General features: G+C 73.5%; 24 protein-coding genes and 1 riboswitch. Of the genes, 20 read left to right on the top strand and 4 right to left on the bottom strand.

The window, feature by feature from the left end; translation table 11 throughout:
* Positions 1 to 8 precede the first annotated feature (8 nt).
* The 7 genes from JT723_RS27355 to JT723_RS27385 all read left to right on the top strand — a co-directional run bounded on the left by JT723_RS27355 (position 9) and on the right by JT723_RS27385 (position 7,270).
* A complete protein-coding gene (locus JT723_RS27355; protein WP_251513618.1) occupies positions 9 to 1,022 on the top strand; it encodes a sugar-binding transcriptional regulator in 1,014 nt (337 codons plus the stop codon).
* A gap of 89 nt (positions 1,023 to 1,111) precedes the next feature.
* The gene (locus JT723_RS27360; protein WP_205047476.1) at positions 1,112 to 1,408 is read left to right on the top strand and encodes a barstar family protein; all 297 of its coding nucleotides are present in this window, start codon (positions 1,112 to 1,114) and stop codon (positions 1,406 to 1,408) included.
* Positions 1,409 to 1,483: 75 nt separating this feature from the next.
* Complete coding sequence (locus tag JT723_RS27365; RefSeq protein ID WP_205047477.1) at positions 1,484 to 2,932, top strand: GuaB1 family IMP dehydrogenase-related protein; 1,449 nt, start codon at positions 1,484 to 1,486, stop codon at positions 2,930 to 2,932.
* A gap of 21 nt (positions 2,933 to 2,953) precedes the next feature.
* On the top strand, positions 2,954 to 3,409 hold the full coding sequence (locus JT723_RS27370) for an Lrp/AsnC family transcriptional regulator (RefSeq protein ID WP_205047478.1): 456 nt from the start codon (positions 2,954 to 2,956) through the stop codon (positions 3,407 to 3,409).
* A 130-nt stretch (positions 3,410 to 3,539) separates the two neighbouring features.
* Positions 3,540 to 4,523, top strand: a complete 984-nt coding sequence (locus JT723_RS27375; protein ID WP_205047479.1) for a DUF2382 domain-containing protein — start codon at positions 3,540 to 3,542, stop codon at positions 4,521 to 4,523.
* Between the two features lie 261 nt (positions 4,524 to 4,784).
* Positions 4,785 to 5,570 (top strand): carbon-nitrogen hydrolase family protein, encoded by a 786-nt coding sequence (locus tag JT723_RS27380; protein ID WP_205047480.1) that lies wholly within the window; start codon positions 4,785 to 4,787, stop codon positions 5,568 to 5,570.
* A complete protein-coding gene (locus tag JT723_RS27385) occupies positions 5,567 to 7,270 on the top strand; it encodes a flavin monoamine oxidase family protein (RefSeq protein ID WP_205047481.1) in 1,704 nt (567 codons plus the stop codon). Before JT723_RS27380 ends, JT723_RS27385 begins: the two co-directional genes overlap by 4 nt.
* On the opposite strand, the gene JT723_RS27390 is transcribed toward JT723_RS27385, so the two are convergent.
* Complete coding sequence (locus JT723_RS27390; RefSeq protein ID WP_205047482.1) at positions 7,231 to 7,941, bottom strand: DUF5995 family protein; 711 nt, start codon at positions 7,939 to 7,941, stop codon at positions 7,231 to 7,233. The two genes, JT723_RS27385 and JT723_RS27390, sit on opposite strands and share 40 nt — an antisense overlap.
* Before the next feature lie 142 nt (positions 7,942 to 8,083).
* Between JT723_RS27390 and JT723_RS27395 the strand changes: the two genes are divergently transcribed.
* Together JT723_RS27395 and JT723_RS27400 are read left to right on the top strand one after the other, a co-directional pair.
* A complete protein-coding gene (locus tag JT723_RS27395; RefSeq protein ID WP_205047483.1) occupies positions 8,084 to 8,926 on the top strand; it encodes a helix-turn-helix transcriptional regulator in 843 nt (280 codons plus the stop codon).
* 326 nt (positions 8,927 to 9,252) lie between these two features.
* Positions 9,253 to 10,305, top strand: a complete 1,053-nt coding sequence (locus JT723_RS27400; RefSeq protein WP_205047484.1) for a uracil-xanthine permease family protein — start codon at positions 9,253 to 9,255, stop codon at positions 10,303 to 10,305.
* Between the two features lie 48 nt (positions 10,306 to 10,353).
* On the opposite strand, the gene JT723_RS27405 is transcribed toward JT723_RS27400, so the two are convergent.
* Positions 10,354 to 11,568, bottom strand: coding sequence for an MFS transporter (locus tag JT723_RS27405; RefSeq protein ID WP_205047485.1), 1,215 nt, complete (start codon positions 11,566 to 11,568; stop codon positions 10,354 to 10,356).
* Between the two features lie 75 nt (positions 11,569 to 11,643).
* Here JT723_RS27405 and JT723_RS27410 point away from each other — a divergent pair, with 75 nt between their 5' ends.
* From JT723_RS27410 to JT723_RS27465, 11 genes are all read left to right on the top strand, one after another.
* Positions 11,644 to 12,816, top strand: a complete 1,173-nt coding sequence (locus JT723_RS27410; RefSeq protein WP_205047486.1) for an ROK family transcriptional regulator — start codon at positions 11,644 to 11,646, stop codon at positions 12,814 to 12,816.
* 423 nt (positions 12,817 to 13,239) lie between these two features.
* A riboswitch (FMN riboswitch) is annotated at positions 13,240 to 13,370 on the top strand.
* A 124-nt stretch (positions 13,371 to 13,494) separates the two neighbouring features.
* Positions 13,495 to 14,838, top strand: a complete 1,344-nt coding sequence (ribD, locus tag JT723_RS35480) for a bifunctional diaminohydroxyphosphoribosylaminopyrimidine deaminase/5-amino-6-(5-phosphoribosylamino)uracil reductase RibD (RefSeq protein WP_307864023.1) — start codon at positions 13,495 to 13,497, stop codon at positions 14,836 to 14,838.
* Position 14,839: 1 nt separating this feature from the next.
* The gene (locus JT723_RS27425) at positions 14,840 to 15,439 is read left to right on the top strand and encodes a riboflavin synthase (protein ID WP_205047487.1); all 600 of its coding nucleotides are present in this window, start codon (positions 14,840 to 14,842) and stop codon (positions 15,437 to 15,439) included.
* Complete coding sequence (locus JT723_RS27430; RefSeq protein ID WP_205047488.1) at positions 15,436 to 16,110, top strand: nicotinamide mononucleotide transporter family protein; 675 nt, start codon at positions 15,436 to 15,438, stop codon at positions 16,108 to 16,110. Before JT723_RS27425 ends, JT723_RS27430 begins: the two co-directional genes overlap by 4 nt.
* Complete coding sequence (locus JT723_RS27435; RefSeq protein WP_205047489.1) at positions 16,107 to 17,462, top strand: bifunctional 3,4-dihydroxy-2-butanone-4-phosphate synthase/GTP cyclohydrolase II; 1,356 nt, start codon at positions 16,107 to 16,109, stop codon at positions 17,460 to 17,462. The genes JT723_RS27430 and JT723_RS27435 overlap by 4 nt, the downstream gene beginning before the upstream one ends.
* Positions 17,459 to 17,944: a 6,7-dimethyl-8-ribityllumazine synthase gene (ribH, locus tag JT723_RS27440; RefSeq protein ID WP_205047490.1), complete on the top strand. Its 486-nt coding sequence runs from the start codon at positions 17,459 to 17,461 to the stop codon at positions 17,942 to 17,944. The genes JT723_RS27435 and ribH overlap by 4 nt, the downstream gene beginning before the upstream one ends.
* Positions 17,945 to 17,977: 33 nt before the next feature.
* The gene (locus JT723_RS27445; RefSeq protein WP_205047491.1) at positions 17,978 to 18,250 is read left to right on the top strand and encodes a phosphoribosyl-ATP diphosphatase; all 273 of its coding nucleotides are present in this window, start codon (positions 17,978 to 17,980) and stop codon (positions 18,248 to 18,250) included.
* 119 nt (positions 18,251 to 18,369) lie between these two features.
* Positions 18,370 to 19,218 (top strand): ATP phosphoribosyltransferase, encoded by an 849-nt coding sequence (gene hisG, locus JT723_RS27450; protein WP_205047492.1) that lies wholly within the window; start codon positions 18,370 to 18,372, stop codon positions 19,216 to 19,218.
* Positions 19,215 to 19,727, top strand: coding sequence for a PH domain-containing protein (locus JT723_RS27455; RefSeq protein WP_251513621.1), 513 nt, complete (start codon positions 19,215 to 19,217; stop codon positions 19,725 to 19,727). The genes hisG and JT723_RS27455 overlap by 4 nt, the downstream gene beginning before the upstream one ends.
* Before the next feature lie 185 nt (positions 19,728 to 19,912).
* On the top strand, positions 19,913 to 21,250 hold the full coding sequence (locus JT723_RS27460; protein ID WP_205047493.1) for a hemolysin family protein: 1,338 nt from the start codon (positions 19,913 to 19,915) through the stop codon (positions 21,248 to 21,250).
* A complete protein-coding gene (locus tag JT723_RS27465) occupies positions 21,247 to 22,299 on the top strand; it encodes a hemolysin family protein (protein WP_205047494.1) in 1,053 nt (350 codons plus the stop codon). Before JT723_RS27460 ends, JT723_RS27465 begins: the two co-directional genes overlap by 4 nt.
* Positions 22,300 to 22,320: 21 nt before the next feature.
* Here the strand turns inward: JT723_RS27465 and JT723_RS27470 are convergent, their stop codons facing one another.
* Entirely contained in the window at positions 22,321 to 24,222 is a 1,902-nt protein-coding gene (locus JT723_RS27470) for an AAA family ATPase (RefSeq protein ID WP_205047495.1), read from the bottom strand.
* 510 nt (positions 24,223 to 24,732) lie between these two features.
* Positions 24,733 to 25,338 (bottom strand): uridine kinase family protein, encoded by a 606-nt coding sequence (locus tag JT723_RS27475; RefSeq protein ID WP_205047496.1) that lies wholly within the window; start codon positions 25,336 to 25,338, stop codon positions 24,733 to 24,735.
* Between the last annotated feature and the right edge of the window lie 73 nt (positions 25,339 to 25,411).

The following is a 25,411-nucleotide window of genomic DNA, read 5'->3' on the forward strand; positions in this document are numbered from 1 at the left end:
GAACCGACGTGAGCACAGGTCGCACGCACGTGCGCATGGGCCCCGGAGAGATGGTTCAGGCTGCGGCGATGGCACGCCGCTTCTACCTGGAGGGCAAGTCCAAGATCCAGATCGCCGAGGAGTTCGGGGTCAGCCGTTTCAAGGTGGCCCGGGTGCTGGAGACGGCGCTGGAGCGCGACCTGGTCAGGATCGAGATCCGGGTGCCCGCGGAGCTGGACGCCGAGCGCTCCGACGCCCTGCGCGTGCACTACGGGCTGCGGCACGCGGTCGTGGTGCAGACCCCGCCGGACCAGGCCGACGCGCCCGACCCGGAGAACCTGGGCGCGGTCGCCGCGGGCCTGCTCGGCGAGCTGGTCTCGGACGGCGACGTGCTGGGCCTGGCCTGGGGCCGGTCCATCATCACCATGGCCAACGCGCTGGACCGGCTCGCGCCCTGCACGGTCGTGCAGCTCACCGGCGTCTACGACGTCGGCACCACCGAGCGCGGCTCGGTCGAGGCGGTGCGCACGGCGGCTGCCGTCTCCGGCGGCGAGGCGCACCCGCTGTACGCGCCGATGGTGCTCGCCGACCCGGCGACGGCGGCGGCGCTGCGCGCCCAGAGCGGTATCGCGGCGGCCATGGGCTACTTCGACAAGGTGACGGTCGCGGTGGTGTCGGTCGGTTCGTGGGAGGCGGGCGTGTCCACCGTCCACGACGCGCTGACCGACGCCGAGCGGGAGCACTACGCCGGGCTCGGGGTGGCCGCCGAGATGTCCTCGCACCTGTTCGACTCGCAGGGCCGCAGGGTCGGCCGCGACCTGGGCGAGCGCTGCATCACCATCGAGGCGGACCGGCTGCGCCGCATCCCCGAGGTGCTGGCCATCGCGGGCGGTACGCGCAAGGCCGCCGCGATCGACGCGGTGCTGCGCTCGGGGCTGGTGACGAGCCTGGTCACCGACACCGCGGCGGCCGACCAGCTGCTGCGCTCCACCGGGGCGGTCCGCCGCCCGGCCCTGGACCGCGCCGACCCGGACGGCGCCTGAGCGCCGGCCCGGCACCTGCGCGGACGGCGCCCGGCGCGGCGCGGGCGCGCTGCCGCGCCGGGCGTGACCTGCTGTGGCAGCATCGGCGCATGCTCGTGCTCGACCTGACCGGCGTCGGCGACCGGCAGGCGTTCATGGATCGGTGCACCGCCGACCTGGGCCTGCCCGACTGGTTCGGCCGCAACTGGGACGCCCTCGCCGACTGCCTGACCGACCTGTCCTGGTGGCCGGCGGAGCCCGGCGGGCGCCGGCTGCACGTGCGCGGTTGGCACGGCTTCGCGTCGGTGCTGCCCCGGGAGTGGCGGATCGTGAAGGACATCCTGCGGGACGCCGAGCTGTTCTGGCGGGACACCGACACCGAGCTGCGGGTGGTCCTGGAGGAATGACTGGAGGAAGCAACAGCGGCCGGCGGCAACTGCCGGAGGTTCGTCCGTAGGCAGCGCGGGCCCGCCCGTGCAAATATGAAGTACGTGCGTTTCCTCAACGATGTTCAGCCTCCGTACGACCTGACGTACGACGACGTCTTCATGGTGCCGAGCCGCAGCGCGGTGGGCTCCCGCCAGGGGGTGGACCTCAGGTCCCCCGACGGGACGGGCACCACCATTCCGCTGGTGGTCGCCAACATGACCGCCATCGCCGGCCGCCGGATGGCCGAGACCGTGGCCCGCCGCGGCGGCCTGGTCGTCATCCCGCAGGACATTCCGATCGACGTCGTCGCCGACGTCGTCGGCTATGTCAAGCAGCGCCATCTGGTGCTCGACACCCCCATCACGCTGGCCCCCGGCCAGACCGTCGCCGACGCGCTGGCGCTGCTGCCCAAGCGGGCGCACGGCGCCGCCGTGGTGGTCGAGGACGGCCGCCCGGTCGGTGTGGTCGTGGAGTCCGACCTGACCGGGGTGGACCGCTTCACGCAGGTCTCCGAGGTGATGTCCACCGACCTGCTGGTGCTGGACGCCGGCATCGACCCGCGGGACGCCTTCAACCGGCTGGTCGACGCCCACCGCAAGCTGGCCCCCGCGGTCGACGCGGACGGGCGGCTGGCCGGCATCCTCACCCGTACGGCCGCGCTGCGCGCCACGCTCTACGAGCCGGCCGTCGACGCCGAGGGGCGGCTGCGGATCGCCGCCGCGGTCGGCATCAACGGCGACGTGGCGGGCAAGGCCGAGCAGCTGCTCAAGGCGGGGGTGGACACCCTCGTGGTGGACACCGCGCACGGCCACCAGGAGTCGATGATCGCCGCGGTGCGTGCCGTGCGCGCCCTGGACCCGGCGGTGCCGCTGGTCGCGGGAAACGTGGTCGCCGCCGAAGGGGTGCGCGACCTGGTCGAGGCGGGCGCCGACATCGTCAAGGTCGGGGTCGGACCCGGCGCGATGTGCACCACCCGGATGATGACCGGGGTGGGCAGGCCGCAGTTCTCCGCGGTCCTGGAGTGCGCGGCCGAGGCCCGCAGGTACGGCAAGCACGTGTGGGCCGACGGCGGGGTGCGCCACCCGCGGGACGTGGCGATGGCACTGGCGGCCGGCGCGTCCAACGTGATGATCGGCTCGTGGTTCGCCGGCACGTACGAGTCGCCCGGCGACCTGCAGCAGACCGCCGACGGGCGGCTGTACAAGGAGTCCTTCGGGATGGCCTCGGCCCGCGCGGTCCGCAACCGCACCAGCGACGAGTCGGCGTACGACAGGGCGCGCAAGGCGCTGTTCGAGGAGGGCATCTCCACCTCGCGGATGTTCCTGGACCCGGCGCGGCCCGGTGTGGAGGACCTGATCGACGCGATCATCGCGGGGGTGCGCAGCTCGTGCACCTACGCGGGTGCCGGTTCGCTCGCCGAGTTCGAGCGCAACGCGATCGTCGGCATCCAGAGCGCCGCGGGATACGCCGAGGGCAAGCCCTTGCACGCCAGCTGGCAGTAGCCGGAGGTAGCGTCGGGGCTCGTGCCGCTGAACGAACTCGACGAACGCATCGTCCACGCCCTGGCCGCCGACGCCCGCCGCTCCTACGCCGACATCGGCGCCGAGGTGGGCCTGTCCGCGCCTGCCGTCAAACGCCGGGTCGACCGGCTGCTGGCGGCGGGCGCGATCACCGGCTTCACCGTACGGGTCGACCCGGCCGCGCTCGGCTGGCAGACCGAGGCGCTGGTGGAGCTGTACTGCCGCCACAACACCTCGCCCGCCGACATCAGGCGCGGCCTGTCCCGCTACCCCGAGGTGGCGTCCGCCTCCACGGTGACCGGTGAGGCGGACGCGGTGGTGCAGGTCTTCGCCGCCGACGTGCGGCACTTCGAGCAGGTGCTGGAACGTATCGCGGGCGAGCCGTTCGTGACCCGTACGAAGTCGGTGCTGGTGCTCTCGCCGCTGCTGCGCCGGTACGGGGCGGGCAGCCCCGGCTGATCCGACCTGCGGCTTTACCGGACCGGGCGATGATTTACGGATTTTGTCCGGATTCCTAGGTTTTGCCGGAATCTCCCGGGTAATCCGTTCATTGACCGTTCCCAGGTCACGGCAGCCCCGAGGAGGCGACATGATCACGCGCGAACAGATACCCCAGGTGGTGGGCCATCCGGTCCATGACGCCGAAGGCAAGAAGGTCGGCGACGCCAAGCACATGTACCTGGACGACAAGTCCGGAAACCCCGAGTGGGTGACGGTCAAGACCGGGTTCTTCGGCAGCAACGAGACCTTCGTGCCCACCCGTTCCGCGCGGTTGGTCCAGGACCATCTGGAGGTGCCCTACCCCAAGGAGAAGATCAAGGGCGCGCCCAACGTCGACGTCGACTCCGGCGGCCACCTGTCGGTCGAGGAGGAGCAGCACCTCTACCGCTACTACGGCATCGAACGGACCGGCGGCAAGGGCATGTCGCCCGACAAGTCCATGGGCGCGGCAGGAGCCGCGGGGGCTGCCGGAGCCGGTGGCGCAGCGGCCACCAAGTCCAGCGGTGACATCGGCACCGACATCAGCCGCGGGCGCTCCGCCGGCGGCAGCGGCATGGACACCACCGCCGCGCAGTCCGCCGGTGCAGGATCGGGTGCCGCCTTCGCGTCCGGCCGCAGCGGAGCCCCCGAACGCGCGGGCGCGGGCGACGCCGAGGCCGAGATGATGACGCGCTCCGAGGAGGAGATGCACGTCAAGGTCGAACGCCACGCCTCGGGGAAGGCCAGGCTGCACAAGTACGTCGAGGTCGAGGAGGTCGAGCAGACCGTGCCGCTGCGGCACGAGGAGGTCAAGCTCGAACGCGAGCCGCTGAGCGCGTCCGACCGTGAGGCGCTGCGCTCCGGAGCGGAGATCAGCGAGGCCGAGCGCTTCGTGACGCTGCACGAGGAGAGCCCCGTGGTGGAGACCGAGGTCGTCGCCAAGGAGCGGGTCCGGATGCGCGTCGAGGAGCACGTCGAGCAGAAGAAGGTGCACGGGCGGGTCCGCAAGGAGCGGATCGAGGCCGACATGGAAGGCCCCACCGACACCCTTCCCGGTGACAAACCCTCCCGCGGCGGCCGCCCCGAACGCTGAGACGCACGCCGTACGACGCCCGGCACCTCCCGGCAGCGGGAGCGCCGGGCGCCGGTGTGCCCGCCGCGGCCGCCACCGGGCGGGACGGTCCGACCGAACCGTGTCCGCGCCCGGCGGCGCAACGGATCGCCGGGAGGAGCGGGCAAGACGCAACGGATCGCACCTGTGGGCGCAATGTTCGGCTCTTCCGCCGGTCCGCGGCGCCGGTTAGCGTCGAGGTAGTCCCCTCCTGCCCCCGCTGACCAGGTGAAAGAGGCCTCCTTGCGGATCGCTCTCGCCCAGGGCTGCCCACCCGGAACCGCCGCGCTCGACGCCGCCGCCGCACAGGCCGCGCAGCGCGGCGCCCGGCTGCTGGTCGCCCCCGAGCTGTCGCTGACCGGCTATGTGCTCGGCCCGCAGGCCGCGGCGCTGGCCGAGGACCCCGGCGGCCCTGCCGTACGCCAGGTCCGGCAGGCCGCCGCCCGCCACGGTGTCGCCGTCGTCTTCGGCCACCTGGAGCGGGCCGGCTCCGCCGTTCACAACTGCGCGAGCCTCGTCGGCCCCGACGGCGCCCTGCTGGCCACCTACCGCAAGACCCACCTGTACGGCGACCAGGAGCGCGCGGCCTTCACCCCCGGCAGCGAGCAGGTCGTGCAGGCCGACCTCGACGGCCTCAGGATCGGGCTGCTGATCTGCTACGACATCGAGTTCCCCGAGACCGCGAGGGCGCACGCGCTGGCCGGCACCGACCTGCTGGCCGTGCCCACCGCCCTGATGCGGCCCTACGAGACCGTCCCCAGGCTCCTGGTGCCGGCCAGGGCGTACGAGAACGGCCTGCACATCGCCTACGCCAACCGCTGCGGCCGTGAGGGCGACCTCGACTTCGCCGGGCTGAGCTGCCTGGCAGGACCCGACGGCGAGGTCCGCGCCCGGGCCGGCGCGGCCCCCGGGCTGCTGCTCGCCGACGTCGACCCGCAGACGGCCGCCGCGGCCCGCAAGGACTCCCCGTACCTGACCGACCGCCGCCCCGACCTCTACCGCACCCTCGCCAGGAGCCCCCGCCCATGACGTCCGTGCCCACCGCCGTCCACGACGAGCAGCACATCGAGGCCCAGACCGAACCGCCCATCACCATGTTCGGCCCGGACTTCCCCTACGCCTACGACGACTTCCTCGCCCACCCCGCGGGCCTCGGCTCGGTGCCGCCCGCGGAGCACGGCACCGAGGTCGCGGTGATCGGCGGCGGCCTGTCCGGCATCGTGACGGCGTACGAGCTGCTCAAGATGGGCCTGCGCCCGGTCGTCTACGAGGCCGACCGGATCGGCGGCCGGCTGCGTACCGTCGGGTTCGACGGCTGCGACCGGGCACTGACCGCCGAGATGGGCGCGATGCGCTTCCCGCCGTCCTCCACCGCCTTCTGGCACTACGCCGACCTGGTGGGCCTGCACAGCACGCCCTTCCCCAACCCGCTGGCGCCCTGCACCCCTTCGACGGTCGTCGACCTCAAGGGCGAGTCGCACTACGCCACCTCCCTCGACGACCTCCCCGAGGTCTACCACCAGGTCATGCACGCCTGGAACGCCTGCCTGGAGGACGGCGCCGACTTCTCCGCCATGCAGCGCGCGCTCCGCGAGCGGGACGTGCCGGCCATCCGGGCGATCTGGTCGGCGCTGGTGGAGAAGCTGGACAACCAGACCTTCTACGGCTTCCTGTGCGACTCGCCCGCCTTCAGGTCCTTCCGGCACCGGGAGATATTCGGCCAGGTCGGCTTCGGCACCGGCGGCTGGGACACCGACTTCCCCAACTCCATCCTGGAGATCCTGCGGGTCGTCATGACCGGCGCCGACGACGACCACCGCGGCATCGACGGCGGCAGCCAGCAGCTCCCGCAGCGGCTGTGGGAGCGGGAGCCGGACAAGGCGGTGCACTGGCCGCGCGGCACCTCGCTCGCCTCGCTGCACGGCGGGCAGCCGCGCCCCGCCGTCACCGGGCTGCACCGTACCGCGGGCAACCGGATCACCGTCACCGACGCGACCGGCGACATCCGCACCTACAAGGCGGCGGTCTTCACCGCCCAGTCCTGGCTGCTGCTGTCGAAGATCGCCTGCGACGACGCGCTCTTCCCCATCGACCACTGGACGGCGATGGAGCGCACCCACTACATGGAGTCCAGCAAGCTCTTCGTGCCCGTCGACCGGCCCTTCTGGCTCGACAAGGACCCGCGCACCGGCCGGGACGTGATGTCGATGACGCTCACCGACCGGATGACCCGCGGCACCTACCTGCTCGACGACGGCCCCGACCGGCCCGCCGCGATCTGCCTGTCCTACACCTGGTGCGACGACAGCCTGAAATGGCTGCCGCTGAGCGCGCACGAGCGGATGGAGGTCATGCTCAAGTCGCTCGGCGAGATCTACCCGGGCGTCGACATCAGGAAGCACCTCATCGGCAACCCGGTGACCGTCTCCTGGGAGAACGAGCCGTGGTTCATGGGCGCCTTCAAGGCCAACCTGCCCGGCCACTACCGCTACCAGCGGCGGCTGTTCACCCACTTCATGCAGGACGCGCTGCCCGCCGACCGGCGCGGGCTGTTCCTCGCGGGCGACGACATCTCCTGGACCGCGGGGTGGGCGGAGGGCGCGGTGCAGACCGCGCTCAACGCGGTGTGGGGTGTCATGCACCACCTCGGCGGCAGCACCGACCCGCTCAACCCCGGACCCGGCGACGTCTACGAGGACATCTCGCCCGTCATGCTGCCCGAGGACTGACGCCCGCCGCCCACCGGCGTCAGCAGCAGCCGCCCGATCAGCCCCACGCCCGCGTCGAGCCGGCTCACGCACTCGTCGCGGGCGTCGCCGGTGCCGCGCAGCGCCCACAGCAGCCGGGCCGCGGCCCAGGCCGCGTCCCTGGCCCTGGCCAGCGACCACGAGCCGACCAGGTGCGTCAGCGGGTCCGCGGCCTCCAGCAGGTCAGGACCCGGCATCAGCAGCTCCCGCACCTCCTCCTCGATCGCGGTCAGCGCCTCGCCGACCCGGTCGAAGTCCGCCTCCAGGCCGGCCGGCGCCCGCCCGGTCGCGGTGCAGGTGTCCACCACCGCGAGCGCCAGGTCGTGGCCCACGTGCGCGTTGATCCCCGCCAATGCGAACTGCAGCGGCCTGACACCCGGGTGGGCGCGCATCGCGAACAGCGGGCGCCAGCAGGCCGGCGGGCGCCGGCCCGCCGCGTCGTCGGCCACCGCCGCCAGATACCGCCCCGCGAACCGTACCGCCAGCTCGCCCGCCGCCGCCCGGTCCGCGAAGTCCCCGGCGGCGAGCCGCCGCCGCACCTCCTCGGTCACCGCGGCATAGACCCGGTTGAAGACCGCGACCCCGTCGCCGTCCGGCAGACCCGTCTGCACACCCCGCATCCGGTCCAGCACACCGGCCACATCCATCACCATGCGCCCCAGTGTCCGCACCCGCGGCCGGTGCGCCACCCGGCACGCCGGACCGGGCCCGCAGCGCACCGGCGCGGCGGGTGCCGCCTTATCGGGGGAGTGGCACTCCCTGGATAGCCGGCCGCACCGGCCCCATGCTGGAGGGGTGGACAGAGCAGAACTCGCCGATTTCCTCCGCCGCAGCCGCGACCGGCTCAACCCCGCCGACGTGGGGCTGGGCGGCGGCGCCCGGCGCCGCACCCCGGGACTGCGCCGCGAGGAGGTGGCCCAGCTGGCCGGCATGTCCGTCGACTACTACACCCGCCTCGAACAGGCCCGCGGCCCCCGCCCCTCCCGGCAGATGCTCGGCGCGCTCGCCCGCGCGCTGCGGCTGACCTGCGACGAGCGCGACCACGTCTTCCACCTGGCGGGAGAGGAGCCGCCGCGGGAGACCGGCGGCAGCAGCCACGTACGCCCCGGGCTGCTGCTGGTCCTGGACCGGCTGCACGACACACCCGCCCAGGTCGTCAGCGACATCGGCGACGTCCTGGTGCAGAACACGATGGCCTCCGCGCTGCTCGGCGACGTGTCAGGGCGCCCGCCGCGGATGCGCAACACCGTGCGCCGCGCCTTCACCGAGCCCTCGGCGATGGACATCTTCCCGCCGGAGGACCACGAGACGCTGCTGCGCACCCATGTCGCGCACCTGCGGGCCGTGCTCGCCGCCCGCCCCGACGACCCGGCTGCCGCGAGCCTGGTCGCAGAACTGCGGGCGGCCAGCGACCACTTCGAACGGCTGTGGACCGAGCACCAGGTGGCCGTCCGGCGCTCGGACACCAAACGCTTCCGGCACCCGGTCGTCGGCGACATGGAACTGGACTGCGAGGTGCTGCTCAGCACCGGGCACGACCAGCGGCTGATCGTCTACACCGCACGGCCCGGCACCGAGGCGTACGAGCGGCTGCAACTCCTGCGGGTGGTCGGCCTCCAGGACCTGACCGTCGGCTGACCCCGCGCCGCCCGCCGAAATACGGTCAACTCCCCTCCGGGGCAACCGAGATGGCGGCGAACGTATGCCATGGCGTAATCCCGCGGAAGGAATTGCCCCTTCCGGGCTCCCGCTCCGGGCCGACGCGCCGGTAACGTGGTTCTCGGTTCGGCGGGCGCGATTCCCCCGTGCGCGTCCGCCGAACTCTTCCCACCAGCCGCGATGCGGCCACCCCACCCCCCTGAGCCGACCGCGTGACCCGCAGGGCGCGCGCCGGGGCCCCGCCGCACACCCCCGCCTACGGTGAGACCCCACGGGTCTGCGGGCGGCGGGAGGCGAGGCACAGGGTGCGCGGTGCGGGCTGGACAGTGCACGGCGACGGCCGCAGCCCACTGCCCGGGGCGGTGGTCCGCCCCGACGAGCGGCTCAGCTGGGGCCGCACCGTCGGCCTTGGCGTCGTGCACGCCGTCCTGCCGCCCGCGGTCACCGGGGCGGTGGTGCTGCTGATCGGGTTCAACCTCGCGCCGGTCGCCGCCGGCACGTACTGGCCGCAGGACCAGTGGACGGCGCTGCTCACACTGCTGTTCACCGGCTTCGCCCTGGTGGCGCTGCGCGGCTTCTGGGGCCGCGTGGCGATCTTCCTGGGCCTGCTCTTCGGCTACGGCGTCTCCTGGCTCTTCGACCGGGTCTTCGGCCGCATCGGCGTCAAGCACACCCCCGCGGGCCACACGGGCGGCCACTGGCGGCTCGACCTGCATCGGGTGGGCGACGCCCCCTGGTTCGGCTGGCCCAGCACCCACGCGCCCGCCTTCGACGGCTCCGCGGTCCTTGTCGCGCTGCCGGTGGTCATCGTGCTCATCGCCGAGAACGTCGGTCACGTCAAGGCGGTGGGGGAGATGACCGGCGACCGCCTCGACTCGGTCCTGGGCACCGCGATCGCCGCCGACGGCGGCACGACGGTCCTGGCCACCGCGCTCGGCGGCCCCGCCACCACCACCTACGCGGAGAACATCGGCGTGATGGCCGCCACCCGGATCTGCTCCGCCGCCGCTTACTGGGCAGCCGCCGGCTTCGCGATCCTCTTCGGCCTGTGCCCCAAGTTCGGCGCCGTCATCGCCGCGGTCCCCGGCGGCATCACCGTCATCCTCTACGGCATGATCGGGCTGCTCGGCGCCAGGATCTGGGTGGACAACCGGGTCGACCTCGGCAACCCGCTCAACCTGGTGCCCATCGCCGGCGGTGTCGTCGCCGGCATCGGCAACGTGACCCTGCGGATCACCGACACCTTCTCGCTCAGCGGCATCGCGCTCGGCACCATCCTGGTCCTGGCCGGCTACCACGCGCTGCGCCTGGCCGCGCCCGCCCACCTGCGCGAAAGGGAGGCGCCGGGCGGCGGGTGACACCGGACCGGCTCCCACTCCGGTCGGGGCCGCCCGCCGCCCGGCGGGCTACTCGGCGGCGACGCCGGCCGGCGCCGGCGAACCCGCCACCTTCACGGGGGCCGGCCTGACCACGCCCGCACCCACCACGAGACCCAGCGTCAGCACGGTGACCAGGCCGAAGGACACCGTGAGCGAACTCGCTCCGGCGATCCCGCCGATCGCCGCAGGCGCGACGAGCCCCGAGGTGTACGTGACGGTCGCGACACCCGCGATGGCCTGGCTCGGGTTCGGCCCGCTGCGCCCGGCCGCCGCGAAGCACAGCGGCACCACCACGGATATACCCACGCCGATCAGCGCGAAGCCGGCGATGGCAGGAACCGGTGCGTGCGCCAGCACCACCAGCAGCCCGCCGGCGGTCGCGACCACCCCGCCGGCCCTGATCGCGGTCACCGCGCCCAGCCGGCGCACCGCGAAGTCGCCCAGCAGCCGGGCCGTCGCCATCGTGCAGGAGAAGGCGGTGTACGCCAGCGCCGCCACCGCGGGCGAGGCGTTCGCGATGTCCCGCAGATAGACCGCGCACCAGTCCGCGGTGCCGCCCTCGGCGAACACCCCGCAGAAGCCGATCGCGCCGATCACCAGCGCGGCACGCGGCGGCAGCGCGAAGCGCGGCGGCGCGTCCTCCTCCGGCGCCGGGTGCAGGTCGGGCACCTTCGCGCACACCAGGAAGCCGACGACCACCAGGGCGCCGGACACCACGCCGAGGTGGATCCGCCCGTCGAGCCCGGCGTGCGCGGCCGGCACGCCGATCGCGGCACCGGTCAGGGTGCCCACGCTCCACATGCCGTGCAGGCCCGACATGATCGACTTGCCCTTGTGCTCCTCGACGTCCACGCCGATGGCGTTCATCACCACGTCGGCCATGCCGGCGCTGCCGCCGAAGACCAGCAGCGACAGGCACAGCCACGGCAGGCCCGGCGCCAGCGCGGGCAGCGACAGGGCCGCGCACCACAGGCCCAGCAGCAGCCGCAGCGCGGTCCGCGACCCGAGCTTGTGCATCAGCCGCCCCGCCAGCGGCATCGTCAGCATCGAGCCGATCGCGGGGCACACCAGCGCGATGCCCAACGCGCCCGCGCTCAGCCCGAGATGGTCCTTGATCCACGGGATGCGGGTGGCGAACGTGCCCTGGACCGCGCCGTGCACGGCAAAGATCGTGGCAATGGCCAGATGGGCGGTACGTACCCTGGCGGGAGACCACCCGGCCCTGGGAGCGTTCGTCGTCATGGTGCGTAAACTATCAGGAAGCCTGCCTGAAAGTTAAGGCGTATGAAGCCACCGGCTTCTGGGAGGATCGCCCGCATGACCGCTACCCGCGCGCAGCCCGGCCGGAACGCGTCACCGCGTACGGCCAGGGCCATCAACGACCGGCTCGCCCTGCGGCTGCTCCAGGAGGAAGGGCCGCTCACCGCCGCGCAGTTGAAGGAACTCACCGGCATGTCCCGGCCCAGCGTCGCCGACCTCGTCGAACGCCTCCAGGACTCCGGCCTCATCGAGGTCGTCGGCGAGTCCGGCGCCGCCAGGCGCGGCCCCAACGCCCGGGTCTACGGCATCGTCGCCGACCGGGCGTACGTCGCCGGGCTCGATGTCCGCGTCGAAAGCATCGGCGTCGAGATCGCCGACCTCCTCGGCCGCACCGTCGCCCGCGCCGACCTCACCGTCCCCTACGACGCCGACCCCGCCCGCACCATCGCCGGCGGCGTCGACCTGCTGCTCGGCGCCGCCGGCGGCAAACCCCTGCACACCGTCGCCTTCGGTGCGCCGGGCCTGGTCAACCCGGTCACCGGTCGGCTCAGCACCACCGGGGAACTGCCCGCCTGGCACGGCGACTTCGTCGACGAGGTACGCGGCAGGCTCGGCGTGCCCGTGCTGCTGGAGAACGAGGTCAACCTCGCCGCCGTCGCCGAGCAGCGGGTCCGCGGGGCCGGCGCCGACACCTTCGTCCTGCTGTGGATCGGCGGCGGCGTCGGCGCCGCACTCGTCCTCGAAGGGCGCCTGCGGCGCGGCAACTCCGGCGGTGCCGGTGAGGTCGGCTTCCTGCCGATCTCCTCATCCGGGCGGCTTCCCACCTCCACCAACTGCGACGACGGATTCCACGGGCTCGCCGGGAGCCGAGCCGTCTGCGACCTGGCCCGCGCCCACGGTCTTGCCCTCCACGGCTCCGACGCGGCCGCCGCCGCCTCTGCCGTGCTCGCCGGGACGCCCGGCTTCCTCGACGAACTCGCCGGGCGGATCGCCCTCGGGGCGGCCGCGGTCTGCGCCGTGCTCGACCCCGGCCAGATCATTCTGGCCGGCGAGGTCGGCGCCGCGGGCGGCCCCGACCTCGCCGCCCGGGTGGCGTCCACCCTGGCCACCCTCTCCCCCCTCCGCACCGAAGTCCGCCCCACCGCCGTCCCCTCGGGCCCCATCCTCCGCGGCGCCGTCATCACGGCCATGGACACCGCCCAGAACGCCCTCTTCCCCCCAACCCCCTGACCCGCGCCTGCCGGCGCGGGTCTGTTTCCCACCCTCCCCCACAGCTCCGCGTGGGGGTGCCCCCAGACCCGTGCGTGTTGCAGTTCGTCGAACGGTCTCCCGGTGGCCGGTGCCCCACCGTCGGCGACTGCAGGCTCGTGCACACCGGCGAACCGCAAGCCGCCAACGAACGCAGGGGGACGGTTCGGGGGTGTCCCCGCAGGCGTGCGCGCGACTCCCGCCGCCTCGTTCGGAAAGGGCCGAGGCGCGCAGGCCGAGGAGATACCCCCGAAGCGGCACCGACCCACCGCACAGAGCAGGCGCACCCCCGGGGACACCGCACCGCGCGGCACCGACCCACCGCACCCCGGGAGGGTGCCGGAAGGGAACCCCCTGGAGTCCGGCCGGGGAGGCGTGGCAGACTGGACCCCGTACCAGTGACGTTTGCGCACTCCGGGGTCGGTGTAATTCCGAACCGGCGGTTATAGTCCGCGACCCGTCCGCATCCAGCGGCCGGTTGACCAGGTGAAATTCCTGGACCGACGGTGAAAGTCCGGATGGGAGGCAGTGCGCGGCGGACGTTCACAACGGTGCGCCGCCGTGCCGCGGGCCGCTCAGGCCCGCGCAACCGCGGTGCCCCGGCCGTGACCAGACGTCCGCTCGCCCCGGAGTCCGTGCCCGATGCGGCAGGAGGACCCGGTGGCCACCACCACAGAGACCGACGCGATGCGCCGAGCGATCGCGTTGTCCGCCCGCGCCCTCGGCGCCACCGCCCCGAATCCGGTCGTCGGCTGTGTGATCCTCGACACGGCCGGCACCGTCGTCGGCGAGGGCTGGCACCGCAAGGCCGGCGGCCCGCACGCCGAGGTGCACGCGCTGCGCGCCGCGGGCGCGGCAGCCCGCGGCGGCACCGCCGTGGTGACGCTGGAGCCGTGCAACCACACCGGCAGGACCGGCCCGTGCGCGCAGGCGCTGATCGAGGCCGGGGTGGCCCGGGTGGTGCACGCGGTGTCGGACCCGAGTCCGGCCGCGTCCGGCGGCGCGGCAACGCTGCGTGCGGCGGGCGTGGACGTCGAGGGCGGCCTGCTGGCGGCCGAGGCCGAGGCGGTCAACGTCGCGTGGCTGACGTCGGTGCGCCGCGGGCGCCCCTTCGTGCGCTGGAAGTACGCGGCCACCCTCGACGGCCGCATCGCCGCGGCGGACGGCAGCAGCCGCTGGATCAGCTCGGCGGAGTCCCGCGCGGACGTGCACCGGCTGCGGGCGGAGGCGGACGCGGTGGTGGCGGGCTCCGGCACGCTGCTGGCCGACGACCCGCACCTGGCGGTGCGCGGCATCCCGGACGCGGTCCAGCCGCTGCGGGTGGTCGTGGACTCCCGCGCGCGGACCCCGAGGGGCGCGCGGGTGCTGGACGACGCGGCCCCGACGCTGATCGCGGTGTCGAAGGACGCCGACACGAGCCACCTCCCGGACGACGTGGAGGTCGTCCGCATCCCCTACGCCCCCCGCCGACCCGCGGCACCCGGAACTGCGGAGCCCGCGCCCCCCGCGCCGGCGGAACCCGCCGAGCCCACCGCACCCGTGGCCGCCGGAAGCACGGAACCCACCGCACCCGCGGCACCCGGAGCCGCACGAACCACGCCCCCCGCGGCAGCGGAGCCGGCGGAGCCCACGGCACCCGGAGCCTCACAAACCGCGCCCCCCGCCCCGGCGGAACCGGTCGGGTCGGCCCGTGCCGCCGCCTTCCGCCCCGAGGGCGTGGGCCTTGACGTCCACACCCTCCTGGCCGAGCTGCACGCCCGCGGCATCCGTTCCGTTCTGCTGGAGGGCGGGCCGACCCTCGCGGGGGCCTTCGTGGCCGCGGGTGCCGTCGACTGCGTCGTCGGCTACCTGGCCCCCGCCCTGCTGGGCGCCGGCGCTTCCGCGCTCGGCGACGCAGGAATCAGCACCATCGCGCAGGCGTTGCGGCTCGACGTGACAGACGTCGCCCGCTTCGGTCCCGACCTGCGGGTCACCGCCGTTCCCACTGCTGCACAGGAGAAGTGACGTGTTCACCGGAATCGTCGAAGAACTGGGTGAGATCACCGCCGTCGAGGAGCAGTCCGAGGCCTCGCGTTTCACCGTGCGCGGCCCGGTCGTGACCGAGGGCGCCAAGCACGGCGACTCGATCGCGGTGAACGGCGTGTGCCTGACGGTCGTGGAGTTCGGCGGCGGCACCTTCACCGCCGACGTGATGGCCGAGACGCTCAAGCGGTCCAGCCTCGGGGCGCTGCGCCCCGGGTCGCGGGTCAACCTGGAGCGCCCGATGGCGCTGGGCGGGCGGCTCGGCGGGCACCTGGTGCAGGGGCACGTCGACGGCACGGGCACGGTCCTGGACCGCACGCCCGCCCAGCACTGGGAGATCGTGAAGGTCTCGCTGCCGCCCGAACTGTCCCGGTACGTGGTGGAGAAGGGCTCGATCACCGTCGACGGCATCAGCCTGACCGTCGTGGAGGCCGCGGCCGACTACTTCACCGTCAGCCTGATCCCGACGACGCTGGCGCTGACGACCCTGGGCATCAAGCAGCCGGGCGACCCGGTGAACCTGGAAGTCGACGTGATCGCCAAGTACGTCGAGCGGATGATGACGCCGGGGGATGCGCGATGAGCGCACTGCACTGGCTGAACAGCGAGGCCTTCACCGCCTTCGACCAGCACGTCATGTGGTCGGACATGATCGGCAACCTGCTGGGCCTGGGCGCGCTGGCGCTGGGCTGGCGGCGGGCGATGCTGACCTGGCCGGTCCAGCTGCTGTCGGGTGTCGTGCTCGTGGCGGCCTTCTGGTCGGCGCACCTGGGCGGCGGTGTCGGCAAGCAGTTTGTGGTGATCACCGTCGCGGTGTGGGGCTGGTACCAGTGGCGGCGCGGCCGGGCAGGCAGCGGGCAGCTGGCGATCAGGTTCGCGACGTGGCGCGAGCGCGCGGTGCTGGTGGCGGCCACCGCGGCCGGCACCGTCGCGGTCGCCGCGCTCTTCCTGGCCTACCCGAAGCTGTCGTGGAACCCGTGGCCGGACGCGTACATCTTCGTCGGGACGCTGGCCGCGATGTACGCGCAGGCCCGCGGCTGGGTCGAGTTCTGGTTCGCCTGGCTGGCCGTCGACCTGGTCGGGGTGCCGCTGAACTTCCACAGCGGCCTGCCCTTCTCCGGCCTGGTCTACATCGTCTACTTCGTCCTGGTGATCGCCGGGATGTACGCCTGGTGGCAGCAGACCCGCAGCGCCGCGGACCTGCCCGGCCGGGCGAAGCCGAGCAGCACCGTCGCGGAAGGAGTGACGGCATGAGCGCCGTGACCGCACTGCAGGACGACTGGTACGACGAGGCCGACCTCGGCCTCGACCCGGTGGAGCGCGCCGTCGCCGAGATCGCCGCGGGCCGCCCGGTCGTGGTCGTGGACGACGAGGACCGGGAGAACGAGGGCGACCTGATCGTCGCGGCGGAGAAGATCACCCCGGAGACCGTGGCGTTCATGATGAGCGAGTGCCGCGGGCTGATCTGCGTGCCGATGGAGCCGCACGACCTGGACCGGCTCGACCTGCCGCAGATGGTGGCGGCCAACACCGAGTCGATGCGCACCGCCTTCACCGTGTCGGTCGACGCCGCCCCGCAGTACGGGGTGACCACCGGGATCTCCGCGGCCGACCGCGCCGCCACGATCCGGCTGCTGGCCGAGCGGACGTCCGTGGCCGCCGACTTCGTACGCCCGGGCCACGTCTTCCCGCTGCGGGCCAGGAGCGGCGGGGTGCTGACCCGGCCGGGGCACACCGAGGCGGGTGTGGACCTGGCCAGGCTCGCCGGGCTGCGGCCCGCGGCGGCCATCGTGGAGATCGCCCGCGAGGACGGCACGATGGCCCGGCTGCCCGAGCTGGTGCCCTTCGCGCGCAAGCACGGCCTGGTCATCATCTCCATCGCGGACCTGATCGCCTACCGCCGCGCGTCGGAGCAGGCGGAGCAGGCGGAGCCGGCCGTCCGCCGGGAGGCGGCGACGACGCTGCCGACCGCCTTCGGCGACTTCCGCGCCTACGGCTACCGCAGCACCGCCGACGGCGTGGAGCACATCGCGCTGGTCGCGGGCGACATGGGCGACGGCACCGACGTGCTGGTGCGGGTGCACTCCGAGTGCCTGACCGGCGACGTCTTCGGCTCGCAGCGCTGCGACTGCGGTCCGCAGCTGCAGGGCGCGCTGCGCCGGGTGGCGGAGGAGGGCCGCGGGGTGGTGCTGTACCTGCGCGGCCACGAGGGGCGCGGCATCGGCCTGCTGCCGAAGCTGCGCGCGTACGAGCTGCAGGAGCGCGGCCGGGACACCCTGGACGCCAACCTCGAACTCGGCCTGCCCGCCGACGCCCGCGACTACGGTGCCGCCGCCCGCATCCTCGCCGACCTCGGGGTGCGTTCGCTGCGGCTGATCACCAACAACCCCGCCAAGACCGGCGCGCTGGTCCGGCACGGCCTCGACGTGCTGGGACGCGAGCCGATGCCGGTCGGCGCGGGGGAGCACAATCTGCGGTATCTGCGGACCAAGCGCGACCGGATGGGGCACGACCTGCCCTGGCTGGAGACCGCGGGCCGTACCCACAGCGCCGTCGGCACCGCCGGCGGCAGCACCACGGTGACAGAGCAACGAGGAGAGAAGTGAGCGGTAAGGGCGCCCCCGAGCTGACCGTCAAGAACTGCGGCGACCTGCGGGTCGCGGTGATCGCGGCCCAGTGGCACCAGCAGGTGATGGACGGTCTCGTCGACGGCGCGATGCGCGCCCTGCACGACCTGGGGATCGAGGAGCCGACGCTGCTGCGGGTGCCGGGCAGTTTCGAACTGCCGGTCGTCGCCCGGGCGGTGGCCGGCCGCGGCTACGACGCGGTCGTCGCGCTCGGGGTGATCATCCGCGGCGGCACACCGCACTTCGAGTACGTCTCGCAGGGCGTCACCGCCGGCCTGACGCAGGTCACCGTGGACAGCGGTGTCCCGGTCGGCTTCGGTGTGCTCACCTGCGACACCGAGGAGCAGGCGCTGGACCGGGCGGGACTGCCGGGGTCGAACGAGGACAAGGGCCATGAAGCGGTCACCGCCGCGGTGGCGACCGCGGCGGTCATCCGCTCACTATCCGAACCGTGGCGATGATCCGCGGGCGGTTCCCCGTAGGCTAGGACCACCATGGCCAACAAGACATTCGAGCAGCTCTTCACCGAGCTGCAGCACAAGGCCGCCACCGGCGACCCCGGCACGTCACGCACCGCGGAACTGGTCGGCAAGGGCGTGCATGCGATCGGCAAGAAGGTGGTCGAGGAGGCCGCCGAGGTGTGGATGGCAGCCGAGTACGAGGGCGCCGACGCCACCGCCGAGGAGATCTCCCAACTGCTCTACCACGTTCAGGTGATGATGGTCGCCCGGGGCATCTCCCTGGACGACGTCTACGCCCATCTGTGAGACGTACGGCCCGCGCGCCGCAACCGCACGGGCCGTACACCCACGCCCCCGCACCGACCCCGTACCGCCGAGCACCACCCCACAGCACCCACGCACCGACAGCGAAGGAACCCGACCCCATGCTGCGCATCGCCGTCCCGAACAAGGGCTCACTGTCCGGACCCGCGGCGGCCATGCTCCATGAGGCCGGATACCGCCAGCGCAAGGAGTCCAAGGAGCTGGTGCTGTTCGACCGCGCCAACGACGTGGAGTTCTTCTACCTGCGCCCGCGCGACATCGCCATCTACGTCAGCTCCGGCCGCCTGGACATCGGCATCACCGGGCGTGACCTGCTGCTGGACTCGGGCGCAGGCGCCGAGGAGATCCTGCAGCTCGGCTTCGCCCGCTCCACCTTCCACTACGCCGCCCGGCCCGGCACCGCCTCAGGTGTCGCCGACCTCGGCGGCATGACGGTCGCCACCTCCTACGAGGGCGTCGTCGAGAAGCACCTCGCCGACAACGGCGTGGCCGCCACCGTCGTCCACCTCGACGGAGCCGTCGAGACCGCCATCCAGCTGGGCGTGGCCCAGGTCATCGCCGACGTGGTCGAGACCGGCACCTCGCTGCGCAACGCGGGCCTGGAGACCTTCGGCGAGCCGATCATGGCCTCCGAGGCGGTCGTCGTACGGCCGACCGGCGCCCCCACGGACGAGCCCGAGGTGCAGAAGTTCCTGCGCCGCCTGCAGGGCGTCCTGGTCGCGCGGCGCTACGTGATGATGGACTACGACATCCGCGCCGAGCACGTCGACCAGGCCGTCGCCCTCACCCCGGGCCTGGAGTCGCCGACGGTCTCCCCGCTGCACCACGAGGGCTGGGTCGCGGTCCGCGCCATGGTCCCCACCAGCGACGCGCAGCGCATCATGGACGAGCTGTACGACCTGGGCGCCCGCGCCATCCTCACCACCGGCATCCACGCCGCCCGGCTGTGACCGCCGCCGACGACGACCGCGCCAGGGCCGCCGTCGCGCAGCTGCCCGTCACCTTCCGGCCGCTGGTCACCCGTGTGGTGCTGATCACCATGGGGACGCTGCTGCTCGCGGTGCTCAGCACCCTGGCCGTGGTCATGCCGTACGAGGGCGTGTCCCCGTGGAGCACCGGCGACCGGGTCACCCTGGTCGTCGTCGGGGTGCTGGCGCTGGCCCTGCTGGCGCTGCTCAGCCGCCCCAAGGCGGTCGCGGACGCCGACGGCCTGACCGTGGTCAACCTGACCGTCAGAAGGCGGCTGGCCTGGGCGGAAGTGCTGGCCGTGCGGCTGCGGCCGGGCGACGCCTGGGTCCATCTGGACCTCGCGGACGGCACCACGCTCGCGGTGATGGGCATCCAGCCCGGCATCGCCAGGCGGCAGGCCATCGGCGACGCCCGGCGCTTGCGGACCCTGGTCGAGGCGCTCGGCGAGGCCCGCGGCGACGGCCCCGGCGAAAGTGACGCCCCGCGGTGAAAGGGGCGCCCGCCGTTCTTCGCGGCCGCCACCCCAATGACTACTCTGGATCCGGGCGGTGCCGTGACGGCGCCGCCCGCGGAACCGCCCGACCGACCGAGGAGTGACACTCACACCCCGATGGACGAACCGTCCGGTAGTACCTGCGCCGCCCCTCCCGACCAGTCCCATGGAGCGGCGGCCTCATGAGCACGTCACTGCTGCTGCTCGCGGCAGCCCTTGTCCTGATCATCGCCAACGGTTTCTTCGTCGCCGCCGAGTTCGGCCTGGTGACGGTGGAACGCCCGGCCGCGGAACGCGCCGCCGCCGAGGGCGACCGCCGGGCGGCCGGCGTCGTCGCCGCCTTGCGCCGGCTGTCCTTCCAGCTGTCCGGCACCCAGCTCGGCATCACCATCACCTCGCTGGTCGTCGGCATGCTCGCCGAACCCGCGCTCGCCGACCTGCTGACCGGCCCGATCAGCGCCGCCGGCATACCGGACGGCGCCGCCCCCGGCGTCGCCGTCGTGGTCGGCATGATGGCCGCGTCCGCCGTCCAGATGGTGATCGGCGAGCTGGTCCCCAAGAACTGGGCGGTGTCCAGGCCGCTCGCCGTCGCCCGGATGGTCGCAGGCCCGCAGCGGGCCTTCTCCCGCGCCTTCGGCCCGGTCATCGAACTGCTCAACACCGCGGCCAACCGCCTGGTGCGGATGCTCGGCGTGGAGCCCGCGGACGAGCTGGCCTCCGCCCGCACCCCCACCGAGCTGGTCTCGCTCGCCCGGCACTCGGCCCTGGCCGGGGCGCTGGAGCAGGACACCGCCGACCTGTTCGTGCGCACCCTCTCGCTCGGCGACCTCACCGCGGAGAACGTGATGACCCCCCGGGTCAGGGTCAGCGCCCTGGAGGACACCGCCACCGCGGCCGACGTCCTGAACCTCACCCGGGCCACCGGTCTCTCCCGGTTCCCGGTCTACCGCAGCCGCCTGGACGACATCGTGGGCATGGTCCACCTCAAGGACGCCCTGGCCGTCCCCGCGCAGCTGCGCGACCGCACCGCGGTCGGCAGGATCGCGGTCGTCCCGCTGCTGGTCCCCGAGACGCTGGCCGCGCAGCCGCTGCTGGAACTGCTCCGCAGCCAGCAGCCCATCGCGGTCGTCGTCGACGAGTACGGCGGCACCGCGGGCGTGGTCACCCTGGAGGACATCGTCGAGGAGCTGGTCGGCGAGGTGCGCGACGAGCACGACGCCGTGGACCTGCCCGACCTCGCCCAGGCACCGCCGGAGAACGGCCACCCCGCCTGGGACGCCGACGGCGGCTGCCGTATCGACACCCTGGCCCGTATCGGCCTTGAGGCGCCGGAAGGCCCGTACGAGACCGTCGCGGGCCTGGTCGCCGACCTGCTGGGGCGCATCCCCGAGGTCGGCGACACCGCGGAGCTGCCCGGGTGGCGGCTGCGGGTCGCCGAGGTCGGCCACCACCGGGCCGAGCGCGTCAGGATCGTGCGGACGGCGCAGGACCAGGACGCGGCCGAGGAGGGTGAGCGATGAGCGTGCTGCAACTGCTGTTCGCGCTGCTCCTGGTGCTCGGCAACGGCTTCTTCGTCGGCGCGGAGTTCGCGCTGGTCTCGGTCCGCCGCAGCCAGATCGAACCGCTGGCCGCCGCACACCGCAGGGCGCGCACCGTGCTGTACGGCCTGGAGCACCTGCCGCAGATGATGGCCGCCGCCCAGTTCGGCGTCACTGTCTGCTCGCTGACCCTGGGCGCGGTCGCCGAACCCACCGTCGCGCACCTGCTGGAACCGGTCTTCGCCGCCGCCCACGTGCCCGACGACCTGGTGCACGCCATCGGGTACGCCCTCGCGCTGGCCCTGGTGGTCTTCCTGCACCTGGTCATCGGCGAACTCGTCCCGAAGAACCTGGCGATGGCCGACCCGGAGAAGACCGCGCTGTGGCTCAGCCCCGGCCTGGTCGGCTTCGCCCGGGTCTTCCGCCCGGTCATCGTGGTGCTCGGCGCGTGCGCCCGGGTCATCCTGCGGGCCTGCGGCGTCGAGCCGAAGGACGAGGTCGACGCGGTCTTCACCAGCGCCGAGCTGACCGTGCTGGTGGAGGACGCCAGGCGGGCCGGGCTGCTGGACTCCGACGAGCAGGAGCGCCTGGAGGACGCGCTGGAGCTGGGCACCCGCCCGGTCACCGAGGTGCTGCTCACCCCGGACCAGCTGATCACCCTGGCGCCCACGGCGACCGCCCGCGAGGTCGAGGAGCTGACCGTACGCACCGGCTACTCCCGCTTCCCCGTGGCGGCCGGGGCCGGAGCCGGGTACCTGGGCTACCTGCACGTCAAGGACGTGCTGGACCTGGAGGACCAGGACCGCCCGGTGCCGCAGCGGCTGTGGCGGCCCATCACCACGCTGCGCGCCGACCTCCCGCTGGACGACGCGCTGACCTCGATGCGGCGGGCCGCCTCCCACCTCGCGGCGGTCGCGGACCCCACCGGGCGGGTACTCGGCCTGGTCGCCCTGGAGGACGTGCTGGAGATGCTGGTCGGCGAGGTCCGCGACCCCTCGCACCGCTCGGCGCCCGGCGAACTCGTCGGCTGACGGCCCCGCCGCCCGCCTCGGCTACTCGGCCGGGTCGGGCGGCGGGATGCCGGGGCCGCGGCCCGAGAGCACCTCGCCGTACGCCTGCATCAGGTCCGGCAGTCGCAGCGTCGACAGCTCCTCGCGGCTCGGCGTCGCCGGATACTCCGACAGCCGCAGGTCGCGGTAGGCGCAGCTCTTCTCGTACAGCGTGCGCAGCAGCCGCCCGTTGCCCAGCTCGTCGATCCAGCCCTGGTCCACGACATGGCCGCTGATCGCCCGCAGCTCGTCCAGCGCCTCGTCGTCCCAGTGGTCGCCGTTCTCGGCGGCCAGCACCTGGCCGATCCTGGTCAGCTCCAGCGGGCGGTAGCTGGGGAAGTCCACCCGGGTGGTGAAGCGCGAGCTGAGGCCGGGGTTCGCGGCCAGCAGCCGGTCCATGCCCTCGGGATACCCGGCCAGGATGACCACCAGCCGGTCCCGGTTGTCCTCGGCGCGCTTGAGCAGCACCTGCAGGGCCTCGTCGCCGTACGCGTCGCCCTTGCTGTACCCGGAGTTGGACAGCGCATAGGCCTCGTCCACGAACAGCACACCGCCGAGCGCAGAGTCGATCAGCTCGTTGGCCTTCACCGCGGTCTGCCCCAGGAACTCGCCGACCAGGTCGGAGCGCTGGGCCTCCACCAGGTGGTCCCCGCCCAGCAGTCCCAGCGCGTAGAACACCCGGCCCAATATGCGGGCCACCGTGGTCTTGCCGGTGCCGGAGGGGCCGGAGAAGACGAAGTGCCGCTTCGGCGGCTGCACCGGCAGGCCCTGGCCCGCCCGCAGCCGCGCCATCCGCAGCTGTGCCGACAGCGCCTTGACCTGCCGCTTGACCGGTTCCAGGCCCACCATGCCGTCCAGCTCCGCGAGCGCCTGGGCCAGCAGCACCGGATCGGAGCCGCCGAGCGGCAGTTGGGCGGGCAGCGCGCCGGTCAGCGGCGCGGCGGCCCGGTCGCGTATGTCGTCGTCCAGGGTGCCCGCGGACGCCAGCAGTGCGTCGTCCAGCTCCGGGTTGCCCGGCGGCCGGCCCTCGCCGGGGTCCGCGTACATCGCCGCGTCCATGTCGGCCGCGCCCTCGGGGACCGCCTGCCCGCCGCCCGCCAGCGACACCGCGGTCGCCAGCCCCGCACCCTCGTCGAGGCCGTCGTCGGTCTCGTGGATCGCGGCCAGCCGCGCCGCGGTGTCCATGAACGCCGGGTCCACCCGGTGCACCGCGCGGTAGAGCGGTACGGCGGCGGCCGTCCGCCCCGTCCCCTCGTACGCCCGCGCCAGCCAGTACCGCAGCTCCTTGCGCTGCGGCTGCTCGCTGCGGCACCGCATCAGGGCCGCGGCGAGCAGCGGTTCCGCCTGGCCGCACATTTCGAGGCGCACCCGGGCCATGCCGCCGAAAAGCCCCGCCTCGATGCCCAGCAGCGGGTCGCCGAGCAGCGGTTCCGTATGCCGGACGAGGTGCTCCCAGTCCTTGACCAGATACGCCCGGCAGGCGTGCAGGAAGCGCACCTGCGGATCGGTGTCGACCGGCGGGCAGTCCGCCAGCGCGCGGTCCAGCTCGGCGACATGGCGGCCGTCCAGCCAGTGCGAGGCGTGCGCCAGCAGCAGGTCCCTGCTGGTCTCCAGCACCGGCTGCACCCACCAGCCGAGCCAGTACCAGGAGTTCAGGGTGCGGCGGTGCGCCGCGCGCTGCTCCCCGAAACGGTCCCGGTGCCGGTACATCTGCAGCAGCGCGGTCGCGGTGTCCGCCCGCAGCGCGTGCAGCCCCAGCCAGGCGTCGGCCATCCCCGGGTCGATGCGGACCGCGGTCTTGAACTCCTCCTCGGCCTGGACGTAGGCGCCCATCGTGTACGCGTCGATGCCGCGCAGCCAGGCGAGGTCGGCCGGGGCGGCCGTGCGGTCGGTGCCGAAGTCCATCGAGTCCCCACCCATCATTCCCCCGCCAACCACCCCTCGGCGCACCGGAGTTGGTCCCCGCCCCAGCCACTGCGCCCCCGGTCCCACCCTCGGGCATCGTACCCGCGAAGAGGTCAACTCCGTAGAGTGCGTCTCCCTGCGGGGCTTCGGTAGCTGGGTGCCCCTTGCGCGCTGGCCTTGCTCCTTCCCCGCCGTGGGCGGCGACCAATGCCCTGCCCCTCGCGGTGGGCTCTCGGCCTCAGCGCCGTGGGAACTGCGCGCCCAGCCCGGACGGGCGGGAAGGACGCAACGCCACAGCAAGTGGCAATCACCCGGCGCCGCGACGGAACGTGAGGGATGAGCGTGGCGGGAGGGGGCTCGGGGGCGCACCCGGGCGCGGAAAGGGCGGGTGGGTGGGAAAGACGAAGCCCCCGGTCACGGGGGAACAACCGGGGGCTTCGTGCTACGTGGCGGCCTTCCGGGGCCGCTTGGTTGAAAACGTAATTGCTCCGCGCCAAGCGGTCAAGTGCGTCACCGCCCGTGACCGAACGGACCGCGAGCGGCGCGATATCCGTCCTCCGTCTGGTGGACCAGAAGGTCCGCGAACGGCCGCGTCGGATCCTCCGCGAAGTGCTCGTCCTCCGCCGCGGACCACCCGGTCCAGAAGTGCGCCAGGGACGGCCCGTCCCGCCGGATGCCGCGCCGCCTGGCGGTCCCGGGGTCCACCTCAAGCCACAGGGTGAGCGCCAGCGAGGGCCGCAGCGCCCGCCGCCCGCTGGCGACGCCTTCAAGCAGCACCACCGGCGCCGCGGGTACGGTCTTCTCGCCGTCGAACCGCCGCGCGGCCCAGTCGTAGACCCGGTGCGTGGCGCCGCGGCCCGCCGCGAAGGGGACGAGCAGCTCGGCCGTGAGCCGTTCGGCCCACCCGAACGGCTCCTCGTGCGTCGCGAAGTCGTCGGTGTGCACCACCGGCACTCCGCCGGCCTCCGCGGCGAGCCGCTGGGCGAGTGTGCTCTTGCCGGCGCCCGCGTGGCCGTCGACGGCCACCAGGCGTACCGGCCCGCAGGACGGTGCGAGCAGGTGGAGGGTGCCGGCGAGGCCGCGCAGCGTGAGCCCGGCGGGGCCGTGGTTGTCCATGAAGGGCGAGCCTATGCCGCGACCTTGCGGCGGCCCGGCGCGCGCACGCCGCTAAAAGGTTCCGTGTCGGGCC

Origin of the sequence: Actinacidiphila bryophytorum (genome assembly GCF_016916835.1) — a bacterium.
Classification (GTDB): domain Bacteria; phylum Actinomycetota; class Actinomycetes; order Streptomycetales; family Streptomycetaceae; genus Actinacidiphila; species Actinacidiphila bryophytorum.